The following is a 12976-nucleotide window of genomic DNA, read 5'->3' on the forward strand; positions in this document are numbered from 1 at the left end:
GCTACCTGTTGACGCTGCGCCTGCCGTAGAGGTTCGCGGCCAGCGTCACGCCGATCGCGGCGAGCACCACCTGGGTGATGATCTCGAGCCAGTCGATGCCGTCGGTGTTGGCGTAACCGATGCCGCGAGCGATCGCGGTGCCGATGAAGGCCGCGATGATACCCACGATGATGGTGAGCCAGAGCGGGATCGATTGCTTGCCGGGCACGACCAGTCGGCCCAGCAGGCCGAGGATCAAACCGATCACGACGGCACTGATGATGCCTGCAATAGTCATCGTCACTCCTCATGCCTGATGGGGTCCGCGGTCCTGCCGCGGACTTGGTCCCGGAGTGCCCCTGCGGCGGGCGGCCGAAACCTGCGGCAGTCCTGATTACACCCCCCGCTTGCCCGGTCACGGCCATTCGCAGCAGGTGAAGTCACCCGAAAGAAACACGGACGCCCCCGGACCGAGATCGGCCGGGGGCGTCCGCAGGGGAAACGAGGAGGCTCAGAACGCCGCTTCGTCCAGCTCCATCAGCGCGTTGTCGGCGCCTTCGACGATGGTGCGGCGCGCGGACAGCTCCGGCAGCACGGACTTCGCGAAGAACGACGCCACGGCCACCTTGCCCTCGTAGAAGGGCACGTCCTTGGCCGACGCGCCCGCGTCGAGCTTGGCGATGGCGACCTCGGCCTGCTTGAGCAGCTGCCAGCCCACCAGCAGGTCGCCCATCGACATCAGCAGCCGCACGGTGTGCTGGCCGACCTTGTTGATGCTCTGCGGGTCTTCCTGCGAAGCGGTGAGGTAGCCGATCATCGCGCCGAGCATGGCCTGCGCGTCTTCCTGGGCCTGCTTGAGCAGCGCGCGCTCGTTCTTGAGGCGGCCGTTGCCGGCTTCGGACTCGATGAACTTCGTGATCTCGCCGGCGACGAACGCGAGCGCCTGGCCCTTGTCTCGCACGATCTTCCGGAAGAAGAAGTCGAGCGACTGGATGGCCGTGGTGCCCTCGTACAGCGAGTCGATCTTCGCGTCGCGGATGTACTGCTCGATCGGGTAGTCCTGCAGGAAGCCGGACCCGCCGAGCGTCTGGAGCGACTGCACGAGCTGCTCGGTGGCGCGCTCGGAGCCGACACCCTTGACGACCGGCAGCAGCAGGTCGTTGATGCCGTGCGCCAGCTTCAGCGACGCCTCATCGCCGTCCTGCGTCCACAGCTGGTCCTGGAACGACGCCGTGTACAGGTAGACGGCGCGCAGGCCCTCCGCGTACGCCTTCTGCAGCATCAGCGAACGGCGCACGTCCGGGTGGTGCGTGATGGTGACGCGCGGGGCGGTCTTGTTGAGCATGTTCGGCAGGTCGGCGCCCTGCACGCGCTCCTTGGCGTAGTCGCGCGCGTTGAGGTAGCCGGTCGACAGGGTGGCGATGGCCTTGGTGCCCACCATCATCCGCGCGTACTCGATGACCTGGAACATCTGCGCGATGCCGTTGTGCACCTCGCCGAGCAGCCAGCCCTTGGCCGGGGTGCCGTGCTGGCCGAAGGTCAGCTCGCACGTGGTGGACGCCTTGATGCCCATCTTGTGCTCGACGTTGGTCACGAAGGCGCCGTTGCGCTCGCCCAGCTCACCGGTCTCGGAGTCGAAGTGGAACTTCGGCACGAGGAACAGCGACAGGCCCTTGGTGCCCGGCTTGGTCTCGATGCCGGGGCCCTCCGGGCGCGCCAGCACGAGATGCATGATGTTTTCGCTCATGTCGTGCTCGGCGGAGGTGATGAACCGCTTCACGCCGTCGATGTGCCAGGAGCCGTCCTCCTGCTTGACGGCCTTGGTGCGGCCGGCGCCGACGTCGGAGCCCGCGTCGGGCTCGGTCAGCACCATCGTGGCGCCCCACTGGCGGTCGATCATGAGCTGCGCCCAGCGCTTCTGCTCTTCGGTGCCGTTGTTGTTCACGATCATGGCGAAGTTCGGGCCCGCCATGTACATGAACAGCGGGGCGTTGGCGCCGAGGATCAGCTCGGACGCGGCCCACTGCACCGTGGGGGGCAGGCCGAAGCCGCCGAGGTCGTTGGTGAGGCCGAGGCGCCACCACTCGCCGTCCAGGAGCTGCTTGTAGCTCTTCTTGAACGACTCGGGGATCTTCACGCTGAAGGTCTTGGGGTCGTACACCGGCGGGTTGCGGTCCGCGTCGGCGTAGGACTCGGCGAGCGGGCCGGTGGCGAGCTTGTTCAGCTCCGAGAGCACGCCGCGCGCGGTCTCCTCGTCCGACTCGGCCAGCACGCCCTTGCCAAGGCGGTCCTGCACGCCGAGTACCTCGAAGAGGTTGAACTCCAGGTCTCGGACGTTGCTCTTGTAGTGGCCCATGTCGTCACTCCGTGTCGTGTTCGGCTTTCCGGCCGGGCACATGTTCCCTTACTCGCCGGTAACTTCAGGATATTACCTACGAGTAACTGGAGCAAGCGGTTCCGCTCTTCCAGGGGTGCGGATTCAGCCGAAAAACCGACATCGACCAGGAAGCCGACCTCAGGGCGTGCCGCGCGCCACGGCGCGGTCGGCGGGCAGGGGCGCGTGGGCGTCGTCGGAGTGGGGCACGAGGATGCCGCTGCGGAACGCGATGGTCACTGCGTGTGTCCGATCCCGCGCGGAAAGCTTGCGCAGGATGCTCTTCACGTGCGTCCGGACCGTTTCGACGGAGAGGAACAGCAGCTTCGCGATCGCCGAGTTCTCCAGGCCTTCGGCCACGAGCTGCAGCACCTGGTACTCACGGCGCGACAGCGGCATGGCGCCCTTCGGCTGAGTCAGGTGCTCCTCCGCCGGCGCCGCTCTGGGGGACGGCTGCCGCTTGGGCCGCGCGGTGAGCGCGGCGAGCGCCGGGTCGATGTAGCGCCGATCGGTGTGCGCGCGTCGCACTGCTTCCGCCAGCCGCCGCGGGTCCACCGCCCGCGGCACGATCGCGTGCGCGCCCGCCGCGATGGCCGTGGCCAGGTACTGCTGCGTGCGGTTGACGTCGCGCACCAGCGTCACCAGCACCACGGCGGGGTCGCCGGAGTTGAGCAGCTTCGTGAGGTGGCAGTGGGGGTCCAGCGCCGAGTCGAGGATCACGACGTCGGGACGCACCTGCTCGCACAGCTGCATCGCGGCGTGGTGGCTGGCCGCCTGACCCGCCCAGTGCAGCCCCGGCGTCCGGTGGACCATCGACGCGAGGCCCTCGCGGAAGATCGGGATGGGATCGACGACGGCCACCCCCAGGCTGCGGCTCGCGGTCGGTTGTCCGGGCACAGCCGGCGTTCGGTGGGGCTCGATGCCGCGCATCTCGGGCCTCCGTCTTCCAGGTCGTTCCCGGGTCGCCGGACGCCCGCGCACGCCCCCCGGCGTGCCGTCCTGGCACCACCCGATCCCCCCTGCTGGGACCGGACAGGAATGACACCTTGTCCTTGATTCGACTCCTCCGGAAGGCGCTTGTGACGCGGTTTCCCCCTCATGGCCGTATCGGCCGGTTGCAGCAAACTCTCCGTAGAAAAAGGTTTGTGATCTGCGGCTTTTTGGCCTCGTCCGACCGCGGGGCCTCGTCCGTTTGCTACTGAGGGTGTAGCCCGATAGATGGTCGCTACGTGACAACCCGTGCACGCAGCGCGGCGAACTCACCCGCCAGGCCGGCGGGCGTCCAGTGGGCGTTGAGGCCGCTCGGGTTGGGCAGGACCCAGACCCCGGTCTTGCCGATCACGCGTTCCTGAGGACCGACCTTGGCCTTCTTTTCGCCGAACGCGGTGCGGTACGCGGTGATCCCCAGCACGGCGAGCCAGCGGGGTTCGTTCTCCAGGACCTTCTCGACGAGCGTCTTGCCGCCTTCGCGCAGCTCGTCGCCGGTGAGCTCGTCCGCCCGGGCGGTGGTCCTGGCGACGACGTTGGTGATCCCGAGGCCGAGGTCGAGGAGTTCGTGTTGCTCACTCGGGTCCAACAGCCGCGGCGTGAAGCCCCCGGCGTGGAGGGCGGGCCAGAAGCGGTTGCCCGGCCGTGCGAAGTGCAGGCCCAGCGCACCCGAGTACAGGCCGGGGTTGATCCCGCAGAACAACACGTCCAACCCGGGCGCGATGACGTCGGGAATCACCTTGTCCTGCGCGGCGGCGAGCTGGTCTTTGGTGGGTCGGATGGGCATGAGCCCAGTCTCGGGCACATGAGCCTCCATGACGCCCGACGGTTGCCCAGCCGACCCCCACCTGCGGCTGCCTGCGGCGGATGAACCCGAGATCGGACACGGCGCGGTGCCCACCGGGACAGACCCCAGGCGCGGGAGAGACCGACGAGTCGCCGGAGATCCACGTCCACATCCATGTCCGCGGCGCCGAAACGGTGTGTGCGCGGATCGGCGACCTTCGGCTCGGCCGCGAGTTCGACGTCGTCCTGCTCGGCAGCCACCTGGTCAACACGGCCGATCCGGCGGAGTGCCACGCGCTGCTCGCCGCGGCCCGACGGCACCTCGCCCCCGGCGGAATTCTGCTCGTCGAATGGCACCCGCCGGAGTGGTTCGACCACGTGGCCGACGGGCCGGGCGGGCTCCTCGGGGAGGTCGCCGTTTCGCTGCACGGCGTGGTCCGCGAGGGCGATCTGCTGTCCGCGACAGTGCGCTACCTAGCCGCCGAACGGGGGTGGCACCAGGAATTCACGTGCCGGCGGCTGAGTTTCCCGGAGCTGTCCGAGGCGCTGACCTCGGCCGATCTGACCTTCGGCGAGTGGCTGACCGCTGACCGGGACTGGTTCTCGGCACGCGGGGTAGCGGATCAGGCACCGATCTAGGTAGCCTGTGTGATCTCTCGCACAACGTCGTAGGGAGGAGCCCGCGTGCAGCTTTGGGTTGTCCTCGCACTGGTGGCCCTCATCCTCGCAGCCGCCTCGCTGATCGTGGTTCTGGAAGACCGGCGCGCCGCCAAGCGGGCGGCGCTGCAGCGCAAGGCGCGGCTAGCGCGTCTGGGCGAAGTCGATCCGCTCGCGCCCGGCCGGCTGAGCGTGGATCGCTGAAGGGATTCCGCGCAGGGCGAGCAGCAGGGCGCCGAAGAGCCATCCCAGGCCGGCGCCGAAGGTGTTGGTCATGAGGTCGTCGACGTCGAAGATGCGGTAGACGAACGGCGCCGTCCCGAAGTTCGCGGTGAGCTGCGTGATCTCGATGGCCAGTGACACCGCCGCGCCCACGGCCAGTGCGCCGACGAGGCCGCGGCGCCAGAGGATGCGGGCGAAGATCCCGAGCGGAACGAAGAGCAGCACGTTGAGCGCGACCTGCTGGAACGTCTGCGTGCTGAACCAGTGCGCCGCCGACAGCCCGTGCTTCACCAGCTCCGTGTGGATGTCGGCGATCCACTGGAACGGCCGCAGCTGCACCGTCTGCTCGAGGCGACGGCCGTTCGCGCTCGGCAGCGGCAGGAAGACGACCGCGAGCGCCATGCACGCGTAGAAGACGACCGCCGCCGTGGTCACGAGGCCGCGCAGCCGCGGGCGGCCGTAGCGCGCCAGCTGCAGCACGAGCTGCGGGACGAGCAGCGTGCCCCACACCGCGAGGAATCCGATGAGTCCGTAGTGCAGAGCCGTGACCTGTGCGTTCGTCATGCCGAGAACGTTATGGATCTTGGGGGTCACGCCACTTCGGTCGAAGGGCCGGACGGAATCCGGCCGGGTCGGCCATCTGGCCGAGGGCCGCTTAAGCCGATCGGTCAGGCTCCTCGTCGCGCTGCTTGTCCTCGGCGCGCTCCGACCGCCACGCCGCGAAGACCGTGCCGCCGACGAGCAGCGCGACGACCGCAATCACGGTCAGCACGATCTGCAGTTCCACTGTGGCTCCCCGGGGGTCGGCCGGTTGATCGCTGCCTGAGGGCTGTGCGTTACGCCGACTGGCAATCGTGGCCTCCGCCCGCGCCTCGGCGACTTTGCCAGGCTGTGTTCGGGAATCATCGGCGTGGGCGAAGGGGAAAGAACGCGGGGCGGGGCAGACAAACCCCCGCCCTCCCGAGGGGGGCGTCCCCAGACCCATTCTACCGGCCGCAACCGACAGTTCTGGCGATGTCGCCGCTGGTCAGCTTGGTTGTCCACAGTTGCGCCGGCTTGTAGACAACCACTGGTGGCAGGTCGGCGCGGCCGTGTCGTCGGCAGGTCGGTCTCGGTCGGGTGAAAGGGGCGTGGCGGGCGAACCTGGCTCGCCATGGCGAACGGTGGAGGTAGAGGCTCAACGACCGCCGGGTCCGCACTGGAGTCCACGCTCCTGCGCGCGGCGAGGGTGCTGCGGACCCTGCGCACGCTGGCCCGCCACACGCCCGAGCGGAGCATGCGCCGGCTGGCCACCACGGGCGCGGGACGCACGGCGCTCACCGGGATGATCTACGGCAAGCCGGAGCGGCTCACCCCGCAGGTGATCGTCGACGACGTCCGCGCACTGGCCGGCGCCGAGGGCTTCACCCCGACGCTCGCCCAGGCCAAAGGCCGCCGGGCCGGTACGCGCCGACGTGCCCGTGACGATCGCGTGGGCCGAGCACGACCGCGATCTCCCCGAGCGCGGCCGAAGGCGTCCGCCCTCGGGGAGATCGCGCCGCACGCACGGCTGCTCGCGCTGCCCGGCTGCGGTCACGTGCCCATGGGCGACGCGCCGGGCCTCGTCGCGCGGGTGCTGCTGGACGGCAGCGAAAACGCCGGGTGACATTTCCCCATCACCCTCCTTTTTCCTCTGGTGAGGTCCCTCCCGTTTGGGCAGACTGCACCGCCGTGTGCCCGTTCCAGGGGACGACGGGCGCGAAATCGGAGGAAACATGAGGCTCTTCACCCGGCTCGCGGTCACCGCCGCGGCCGCACTGGCCACGGTGGCCGTTACCAGCGTGCCGGCGTCGGCCGCGCAGACCACGGACGTCCGGATCATCACGCTGAACGACCTGCACGGCAACCTCGAGCCGCCGGCGGGGTCGGCAGGCAAGGTGTTCATGTCCGACGGGACCAGTGTGGACGCGGGCGGCGCGGCGTACGTGGCAACGCACGTGAAGCAGCTCGAGGCGCAGGTGCGCAACTCGATGGTGCTCTCGGCGGGCGACAACGTGGGCGCGTCGCCGGTGATCTCGGCGCTGTTCCACGACGAGCCGACCATCGACTTCCTCAACGAGCTGGGCGTGAAGGCCTCCGTGGTCGGCAACCACGAGCTCGACGAGGGTTACCAGGAACTGCTGCGCATGCAGTTCGGCGGCTGCAACAAGACCGACGGCTGCCAGTTCCGCCCGACGTACCAGGGCGCGGACTTCCCGATCCTCGGGTCCAATGTGTACTTCACGAACGGCCTGCCCGCGCTGCTGCCGTTCTCCGTGCAGTTCTCCGGCGGTGTGCCGATCGGCATCATCGGCGCCACGCTGAAGGACCTGCCCTCGGTCGTCACGCCCGACGCCATCAAGGGCCTGAAGTTCGGCGACGAGGCGCAGGCCATCAACCGCACCGCGAACCTGCTCGACCTGCTGGGGATCAAGGCCCAGGTCGTGCTGCTGCACCAGGGCGACGAGACGCTGCCCGGCGCTGGTCCGAACGACTGCAAGGTGGCGCCGAACGGTGAGGCCGACGTCATCGCCAAGAACGTGAGCCCGAAGGTCGACGCGATCTTCACCGGCCACAGCCACCAGCAGTACAACTGTGTGATCAACGACCCCGCGGGCCAGCCGCGGCCGGTGATCCAGGGCGCGTCGTTCGGCCGGCTGCTGTCCGTCGTGGACCTGAAGATCGACCTGCGCACGCGCGACGTCATCCGGTCGCAGACCAAGGCGCACAACGAGGTCGTGACCCGCGACGTGACGCCGGACCCGGCCGTGGCCAAGCTCGTGGACGAGGCCAAGACCAAGGCGGGCCCGATCGCCAACAAGCAGGTGGGCACCATCACCGCGGACCTGACCGCGGCCGGCGCGCCCTCGGGTGAGTCGACGATGGGCGACGTGATCGCCGACGCGCAGCTCGAAGGCACCAAGTCCAACAACGCGGTCGTCGCCATCACCAACCCCGGCGGCATCCGCGCGGACCTCACCTACGCGTCTTCGCCCAACGGCGAGGGCGACGGCGTGGTCACCTACGGCGAGGCGTTCACCGTGCAGCCGTTCGCGAACATCATGCAGACGATCACGCTCACCGGCGCGAACCTGAAGAACGTGCTGGAGCAGCAGTGGGGCCAGCCGGGCGGCACCAAGATCCTGCAGATCTCGAGCAGCCTGCACTACACCTACTCGGCCTCGGCGCCGATCGGTTCGCGCGTCTCGAACATCACGGTGAACGGCACGCCGGTGGACCCGGCCGCGACGTTCCGCGTGTCGGTGAACAACTTCCTCGCCGCGGGCGGCGACGGGTTCACCGAGTTCACGAAGGGCACCGACCTCGCGGGCGGTCCCGTGGACCTCGACGCGCTGATCGCGTACCTCGGTGCGCACCCGGGTGTCACCCCGCCGCCGGCGGACCGGATCACGATGGTTCCGTAGCCGGCTCGGTTCGAGCGGCCCCGCCCCTCACTCGTCGAGGGGCGGGGCTCTCGTTTTTCCAAGCCTTCACGCGGTCGGAAGCGCACGATAGGACCCATGACGACCTGGGAAGACGTGGTGGCACTCGCGGCGGAGCTGCCGGAGACCGAGGAATCCACCTGGTACCGCACGCCCGCCTTGAAGGTCGCGGGCAAGGGCTTCGCCCGCCTGCGAAGCGAAGCCGAGGGCGGTGTGGTCCTGTTCTGCGGCCTCGACGAGAAGGAAGCCCTCCTCGCGTCCGGCGACCCGGCGTACTTCACGACGCCGCACTACGACGGTCACGGCTCGATCCTGGTGGACCTTTCGCGGGTGGATCCGGTGCAGCTGAAGGAACTGCTGCTCGAGTCGTGGCGGCGAAAGGCCCCGCGCAAGCTGCTCTGACTCAGTTTACGAGCTCGTGCTCCAGCAGGCTCATCAGGTACATGTCGTGGTACTTGCCGTCGCTGCCGCGGAAGCATTCGCGGTGCCGGCCGTCCTCGGCGAAGCCGACCTTGCGGTAGACGTGGCGCGCGCGTTCGTTCTCGGCGACGACCCACAGGGCGATGAGGTGCAGGCGCATCACGGTGAAGCCGTAGCGGCACACCAGCCGCAGCGCTTCGGTGCCGTAACCGCCGTTCCAGTGGTCCTTCTCGCCGATGTAGATGTCCAGCTCCGCGCGCCCGGTCTCGGGCGTGGCGTCGCGCAGGTCGGTCACGCCGAGCAACGCGCCCGACGCCACCGACTCGATGCCGAGCACCAGGTGCTCGTACGTGTTGACCGGGCGTTCTTCGCAACGTTTGCGCACCTGGTCCAGCGAACGCGGGTACGAGCTGTCCATCCACTGCCCGACCTCGGGGTCGTGGATCCAGCGGAACAGCGACTCCGCGTCCGACGTCTCCAACGCCCGCAGCCGCACCAGCTTGCCCGTCAGCACCGCTCCTCCTCACTCCCGCCGCAGCAGCAGGAAGTCCTCGACCCCGACGAGCCCGAGGAACTGGCGCACTCCGGGCGGCATCGGACGGCGGGACCCATCATGCACGAGCCGTGGATCACCGACGCGCCATTTTTCACCGCGCGTGATGATCTCCGCGTGGCCCGCGGCCAGCACGTTCTTGACCCAGTCGGTGTCCGGGCCGTAGGTGAGGGCGACGACGAATCCGTCGTCGGTGCGGAAGACGTTCAGCGGAGTGCGGAACTCCTTGCCGGACCGGCGGCCCTTGTGCACGACCATGCCGAAGCCGGGCAGCCACCCGGCGAACGGTCCCGTGACGCGGTTGGTCACCACGCGGTTGAAGTGGGCGAGGCGTTCTGGCAGCACCATCCGTCCAGCGTAATCCAACGTTCGTGGAATTAGCGCGTTTTCGGCCCGGTGCGACGCCGTTTCGCACGTCTGGTGGGATGTTCGCGGACGCCGGCACGACGCGGGGAGAAGAACATGTCGAACGACTGGCCGCTGCGACAGGACCCGGAGTCGCCGGTGATCTTCGCGCGGGCGTTGCTGGAGGACCCCTCGCAGCTCGCGTTCGTGGTCCTCGACGATGACGACGACTGGTTCATCAGCGACGGTGCCGAGTTCGACGAGGACATGGACGTCAACCGCGAGCAGTTCGGCGCGGTCTCGCTGCGCGAAGCCGTGGAGCTGGTTCCGCAGCTCACGGCGCTGGCGTCGCTGCCCACCGGCATGGCGGCCGACTGGGACCCGGAGCGTTCGGCGTGGTTGCTGAGCTCCGTGGCCGACTCCGATGACGAGGCCGAGGACCGCGAGATCCGCGACGCGCGCATCGCCGCGTGGCAGCACCCGGGCTCGCCGGTGGACGAGGTGCAATTGTCGACCGGGCTCACCGAGATCGTGACCGGTGGCGACGCGCCCGTCCGCGCCGTTCGCCAGGTGGTGCGCGAGGGTGACGGCACGTGGCTCTTCGTGGGCTTCGAGGTGCCGGAAGCCGAGGACTTCGAGGTCGAGGGCCTGGAGCTGGAGCACGTGGTGAGGCTGTACCCGGACGTCGTGAACGTGCTGCAGGCCGCGCCCGGTCAGGTTTTCGACCGCGCGGAGCCGGGTGCCGAGTGGGAGCTCGTCGAGGGCTGAAAGTTCTTCCGCGGCGATTGTCCTGGCGCGGTGGGGGCCGTTCGTCCTTAGAGTGTTAGCCGGCGAACGGCGCCGGTCCGGACACCCTTGCAGGAGCAGCCATGCCTACCTATGCCGCGCTCATCTACTCCGCCGACGTGGACCCGACGCAGCCCGAAGCCGCGTCGATGATGAAGGACTACAACGAGTTCGGCGCGGCCGCCGCCGCCGTCATCCGCGGTGGCAAGGCGCTGTACCCGACGGCGACCGCGACCACCGTCCGCGTGAACGGCGGCAAGGGCGGCGACATCGTGACCAGCGACGGTCCGTACGCCGAGACGAAGGAAGCCCTCACCGGCTTCTACCTCATCGAATGCGCCGATCTCGACGAAGCCGTGAAGGTCGCCGCGCAGATCCCGGGCGCGTGGGACGGCGCCGTCGAGGTGCGCCCGATCGTCGAGTTCTCGTGACGGTCGCCGGTGACACGCTGGCGCGGCTCATCCGGGATGAGGGGACCCGGGTGCTCGCCACGCTCGTGCGGGTCATCGGCAGCGTGGACCTGGCCGAGGACGCGGTGCAGGACGCCGTCGTGCGGGCGCTCGAAACGTGGCCCCGCGACGGCGTTCCGGACAACCCGCGGGCCTGGCTGCTCGTGACGGCGCGGCGACGCGCCGTCGACGTGCTGCGCCGCGAGGCCAAGCGCGTCGGGAAGGAGGCGGACGCGATGCCGCTCGCCGAAGCCGACCCGCCGCCTTCCGTGATCCGCGACGACCTGCTGCGGCTCGTGTTCACCTGCTGCCACCCGTGTCTGTCGGTGGACGCGCAGGTCGCATTGTCGCTGCGGACGCTCGGCGGTTTGTCGACCGCCGAAGTCGCGCGCGGCCTGCGCCTGCCCGAGGCGACGGCGGCGAAGCGGCTGACGCGGGCGAAGCAGAAGATCGCGACGGCGGGGATCCCGTATCGCGTGCCGGCGGCGGAGGAGCTGCCTGAGCGGCTTTCCGGTGTGGCGGCGACCGTGTACCTGATCTTCAACGAGGGGTACGCGGGCGTGCGCGCTCCGCTGGTCGACGAGGCCGTGCGGCTGGCGCGGCTGCTCGCGTCGCTGATGCCGGACGAGCCGACGGTGCTGGGGCTGCTGGCGTTGCTGTTGCTGCACGATGCGCGCCGGTGCACGCGCGTGGCCGACGACGGGTTGCCCGTGCTGCTGGCCGACCAGGACCGTTCGCTGTGGGACGCCGTGCTGATCCAGGAGGGCGTTTCGCTGGTGGGGCGCGCGTTGCGGCGGACGCCGTCCGCACCCAATCCCTATGTCGCGGAGGCGGCGATCGCGGCTTGTCACGTCTTGGCGCCGACGTACGCGTCGACCAACTGGGACGCCGTGATCTCTTGGTACGACGTGCTTTTCACCGTCCGCCCGAGCCCGGTGGTGTCACTGAACCGCGCCGCCGCGATCGCCGAACGTGACGGCGCCGCGGTGGCCTTGCCGCTCGTGGACGCGCTGGACGTCCTGGCGGACTACCCCTGGTGGCACGCGACGCGCGCGGAACTGTTGCACCGCTTGGGAAATCACCCTGAGGCCCGTGCCGCTCTCGCACGCGCCGAGTCGACGGGCCTGACCGGCGGCCACGCTGCTTTGCTGCGCCGCCGACTGGGTGAATAGGGCAGCCTTGACACGTTCGCCGCCCGGCGCGTTCGATGGTGACACGCCCTGCGGCCGGTGAGCGCGCCCGCGCCCAGGGCGCCCACTTTTCCCTTGCAGAGGGGGCTCCACGATGGCCGAACACCCCAACGCGACACCCATCCGCCGCGGTCGTGCGGTCTGCCGGCGCGACGCCTTCCGGACGTGATCGCGATGTCCGTGCTCATGCTCCTGCGCGTCCCCGGCAACGGCGCCCAGTGGCCGCCGCCTCCGACCCCGAGCGTATGTCGACCATCATCGCCTCAGCCCGCGCCCACGGTCTCCAGTCCCACCACTTCTGGGCCGACGACAAGGACATCCTGGTCGTCGACGTCTGGCCGGACGAGGCCTCGTTCCAGGCCTTCTTCTCCTCCGAGAGCGACCGCATCGGCGCCCTGATGGCGGCAGCCGGCGTCACCACCCAGCCGGAAGTCTCGTTCTACCGCAAACTCGACATCGGCGACGACGTGTGACTCTGTCTATTGTGGATCGATCTTCTCGGTGAGCTCGACCCAGGCTCCACTCCACCCACTGGAGACGGCGATCTCTTCGAGGGCTCCGGTGGGGAGGAAGAGTTCCCTCAGCCGTTGCTCCGCTGTTCGGTCGCCTCGCTGGATGCGCTCCTTCAGCTGCTCCAACTCGGCTACGGCGTCGTCCGTCGAGCGGTAGCTGCTCCAGGACGTGTCGTGCTCGCCGGTGCGGAGGATGTGCAGGAGGTCGGTGATGACTTCGCAGAGCTGCTCACTACGCGTCATGGGTCGGATTAT

Annotated in this window: 18 protein-coding genes; 9 read left to right on the top strand and 9 right to left on the bottom strand. The window is 69.1% G+C overall.

Translation table 11 applies throughout. The annotated features are described in order from the left end of the window. Position 1 precedes the first annotated feature (1 nt). The 4 genes from AB0K15_RS23910 to mug all read right to left on the bottom strand — a co-directional run bounded on the left by AB0K15_RS23910 (position 2) and on the right by mug (position 4127). Complete coding sequence (locus AB0K15_RS23910; RefSeq protein ID WP_364054317.1) at positions 2-277, bottom strand: GlsB/YeaQ/YmgE family stress response membrane protein; 276 nt, start codon at positions 275-277, stop codon at positions 2-4. A gap of 213 nt (positions 278-490) precedes the next feature. Continuing rightward, entirely contained in the window at positions 491-2335 is a 1845-nt protein-coding gene (locus AB0K15_RS23915) for an acyl-CoA dehydrogenase (protein ID WP_364054320.1), read from the bottom strand. A 159-nt stretch (positions 2336-2494) separates the two neighbouring features. After that, positions 2495-3283 (bottom strand): response regulator transcription factor, encoded by a 789-nt coding sequence (locus tag AB0K15_RS23920; protein WP_364054323.1) that lies wholly within the window; start codon positions 3281-3283, stop codon positions 2495-2497. A gap of 295 nt (positions 3284-3578) precedes the next feature. Next, positions 3579-4127, bottom strand: coding sequence for a G/U mismatch-specific DNA glycosylase (gene mug / locus AB0K15_RS23925; RefSeq protein ID WP_364054326.1), 549 nt, complete (start codon positions 4125-4127; stop codon positions 3579-3581). Between the two features lie 80 nt (positions 4128-4207). Here mug and AB0K15_RS23930 point away from each other — a divergent pair, with 80 nt between their 5' ends. Further along, entirely contained in the window at positions 4208-4765 is a 558-nt protein-coding gene (locus tag AB0K15_RS23930) for a class I SAM-dependent methyltransferase (protein WP_364054329.1), read from the top strand. 45 nt (positions 4766-4810) lie between these two features. After that, positions 4811-4987 carry a hypothetical protein gene (locus AB0K15_RS23935; RefSeq protein ID WP_364054332.1) on the top strand — a complete coding sequence of 59 codons (177 nt, stop codon included), beginning with the start codon at positions 4811-4813 and terminating at the stop codon, positions 4985-4987. Here the strand turns inward: AB0K15_RS23935 and AB0K15_RS23940 are convergent. After that, positions 4928-5569, bottom strand: coding sequence for a VanZ family protein (locus tag AB0K15_RS23940; protein WP_364054335.1), 642 nt, complete (start codon positions 5567-5569; stop codon positions 4928-4930). The two genes, AB0K15_RS23935 and AB0K15_RS23940, sit on opposite strands and share 60 nt — an antisense overlap. 91 nt (positions 5570-5660) lie before the next feature. After that, entirely contained in the window at positions 5661-5792 is a 132-nt protein-coding gene (locus AB0K15_RS23945) for a hypothetical protein (protein ID WP_364054338.1), read from the bottom strand. 441 nt (positions 5793-6233) lie between these two features. Between AB0K15_RS23945 and AB0K15_RS23950 the strand changes: the two genes are divergently transcribed. The 3 genes from AB0K15_RS23950 to AB0K15_RS23960 all read left to right on the top strand — a co-directional run bounded on the left by AB0K15_RS23950 (position 6234) and on the right by AB0K15_RS23960 (position 8868). Then, a complete protein-coding gene (locus tag AB0K15_RS23950; protein WP_364054341.1) occupies positions 6234-6650 on the top strand; it encodes a hypothetical protein in 417 nt (138 codons plus the stop codon). A gap of 109 nt (positions 6651-6759) precedes the next feature. Next, positions 6760-8448, top strand: coding sequence for a bifunctional metallophosphatase/5'-nucleotidase (locus tag AB0K15_RS23955; RefSeq protein ID WP_364054344.1), 1689 nt, complete (start codon positions 6760-6762; stop codon positions 8446-8448). 96 nt (positions 8449-8544) lie between these two features. After that, positions 8545-8868 (top strand): MmcQ/YjbR family DNA-binding protein, encoded by a 324-nt coding sequence (locus tag AB0K15_RS23960; protein WP_364054347.1) that lies wholly within the window; start codon positions 8545-8547, stop codon positions 8866-8868. A gap of 1 nt (position 8869) precedes the next feature. On the opposite strand, the gene AB0K15_RS23965 is transcribed toward AB0K15_RS23960, so the two are convergent. After that, complete coding sequence (locus tag AB0K15_RS23965; RefSeq protein WP_364054350.1) at positions 8870-9400, bottom strand: GNAT family protein; 531 nt, start codon at positions 9398-9400, stop codon at positions 8870-8872. A 9-nt stretch (positions 9401-9409) separates the two neighbouring features. Next, on the bottom strand, positions 9410-9787 hold the full coding sequence (locus AB0K15_RS23970; RefSeq protein ID WP_364054353.1) for a nitroreductase family deazaflavin-dependent oxidoreductase: 378 nt from the start codon (positions 9785-9787) through the stop codon (positions 9410-9412). A gap of 114 nt (positions 9788-9901) precedes the next feature. On the opposite strand from AB0K15_RS23970, the gene AB0K15_RS23975 reads away from it, so the two are divergent. The 4 genes from AB0K15_RS23975 to AB0K15_RS23990 all read left to right on the top strand — a co-directional run bounded on the left by AB0K15_RS23975 (position 9902) and on the right by AB0K15_RS23990 (position 12682). Beyond that, a complete protein-coding gene (locus tag AB0K15_RS23975) occupies positions 9902-10552 on the top strand; it encodes a hypothetical protein (protein WP_364054356.1) in 651 nt (216 codons plus the stop codon). A gap of 101 nt (positions 10553-10653) precedes the next feature. Continuing rightward, entirely contained in the window at positions 10654-11001 is a 348-nt protein-coding gene (locus AB0K15_RS23980) for a YciI family protein (RefSeq protein ID WP_360598244.1), read from the top strand. Beyond that, positions 10998-12191 (top strand): sigma-70 family RNA polymerase sigma factor, encoded by a 1194-nt coding sequence (locus tag AB0K15_RS23985; protein ID WP_364054359.1) that lies wholly within the window; start codon positions 10998-11000, stop codon positions 12189-12191. Before AB0K15_RS23980 ends, AB0K15_RS23985 begins: the two co-directional genes overlap by 4 nt. 263 nt (positions 12192-12454) lie before the next feature. Then, positions 12455-12682, top strand: coding sequence for a hypothetical protein (locus AB0K15_RS23990; RefSeq protein WP_364054362.1), 228 nt, complete (start codon positions 12455-12457; stop codon positions 12680-12682). A 6-nt stretch (positions 12683-12688) separates the two neighbouring features. Here the strand turns inward: AB0K15_RS23990 and AB0K15_RS23995 are convergent, their stop codons facing one another. Continuing rightward, entirely contained in the window at positions 12689-12964 is a 276-nt protein-coding gene (locus AB0K15_RS23995) for a hypothetical protein (protein WP_364054365.1), read from the bottom strand. Between the last annotated feature and the right edge of the window lie 12 nt (positions 12965-12976).

Origin of the sequence: Amycolatopsis sp. NPDC049253, from assembly GCF_040678995.1 — a bacterium.
In the GTDB taxonomy this organism is placed as follows: Bacteria; Actinomycetota; Actinomycetes; order Mycobacteriales; family Pseudonocardiaceae; genus Amycolatopsis.

What these genes read in the sequence shown, in the direction of transcription:
- AB0K15_RS23910 (WP_364054317.1), bottom strand. Translation starts at nt 277, where the DNA reads ATGACTATTGCAGGCATCATCAGTGCCGTCGTGATCGGTTTGATCCTC.
- AB0K15_RS23915 (WP_364054320.1), bottom strand. Translation starts at nt 2,335, where the DNA reads ATGGGCCACTACAAGAGCAACGTCCGAGACCTGGAGTTCAACCTCTTC.
- AB0K15_RS23920 (WP_364054323.1), bottom strand. Translation starts at nt 3,283, where the DNA reads ATGCGCGGCATCGAGCCCCACCGAACGCCGGCTGTGCCCGGACAACCG.
- mug (WP_364054326.1), bottom strand. Translation starts at nt 4,127, where the DNA reads ATGCCCATCCGACCCACCAAAGACCAGCTCGCCGCCGCGCAGGACAAG.
- AB0K15_RS23930 (WP_364054329.1), top strand. Translation starts at nt 4,208, where the DNA reads ATGAACCCGAGATCGGACACGGCGCGGTGCCCACCGGGACAGACCCCA.
- AB0K15_RS23940 (WP_364054335.1), bottom strand. Translation starts at nt 5,569, where the DNA reads ATGACGAACGCACAGGTCACGGCTCTGCACTACGGACTCATCGGATTC.
- AB0K15_RS23955 (WP_364054344.1), top strand. Translation starts at nt 6,760, where the DNA reads ATGAGGCTCTTCACCCGGCTCGCGGTCACCGCCGCGGCCGCACTGGCC.
- AB0K15_RS23960 (WP_364054347.1), top strand. Translation starts at nt 8,545, where the DNA reads ATGACGACCTGGGAAGACGTGGTGGCACTCGCGGCGGAGCTGCCGGAG.
- AB0K15_RS23970 (WP_364054353.1), bottom strand. Translation starts at nt 9,787, where the DNA reads ATGGTGCTGCCAGAACGCCTCGCCCACTTCAACCGCGTGGTGACCAAC.
- AB0K15_RS23975 (WP_364054356.1), top strand. Translation starts at nt 9,902, where the DNA reads ATGTCGAACGACTGGCCGCTGCGACAGGACCCGGAGTCGCCGGTGATC.
- AB0K15_RS23980 (WP_360598244.1), top strand. Translation starts at nt 10,654, where the DNA reads ATGCCTACCTATGCCGCGCTCATCTACTCCGCCGACGTGGACCCGACG.
- AB0K15_RS23990 (WP_364054362.1), top strand. Translation starts at nt 12,455, where the DNA reads ATGTCGACCATCATCGCCTCAGCCCGCGCCCACGGTCTCCAGTCCCAC.
- AB0K15_RS23995 (WP_364054365.1), bottom strand. Translation starts at nt 12,964, where the DNA reads ATGACGCGTAGTGAGCAGCTCTGCGAAGTCATCACCGACCTCCTGCAC.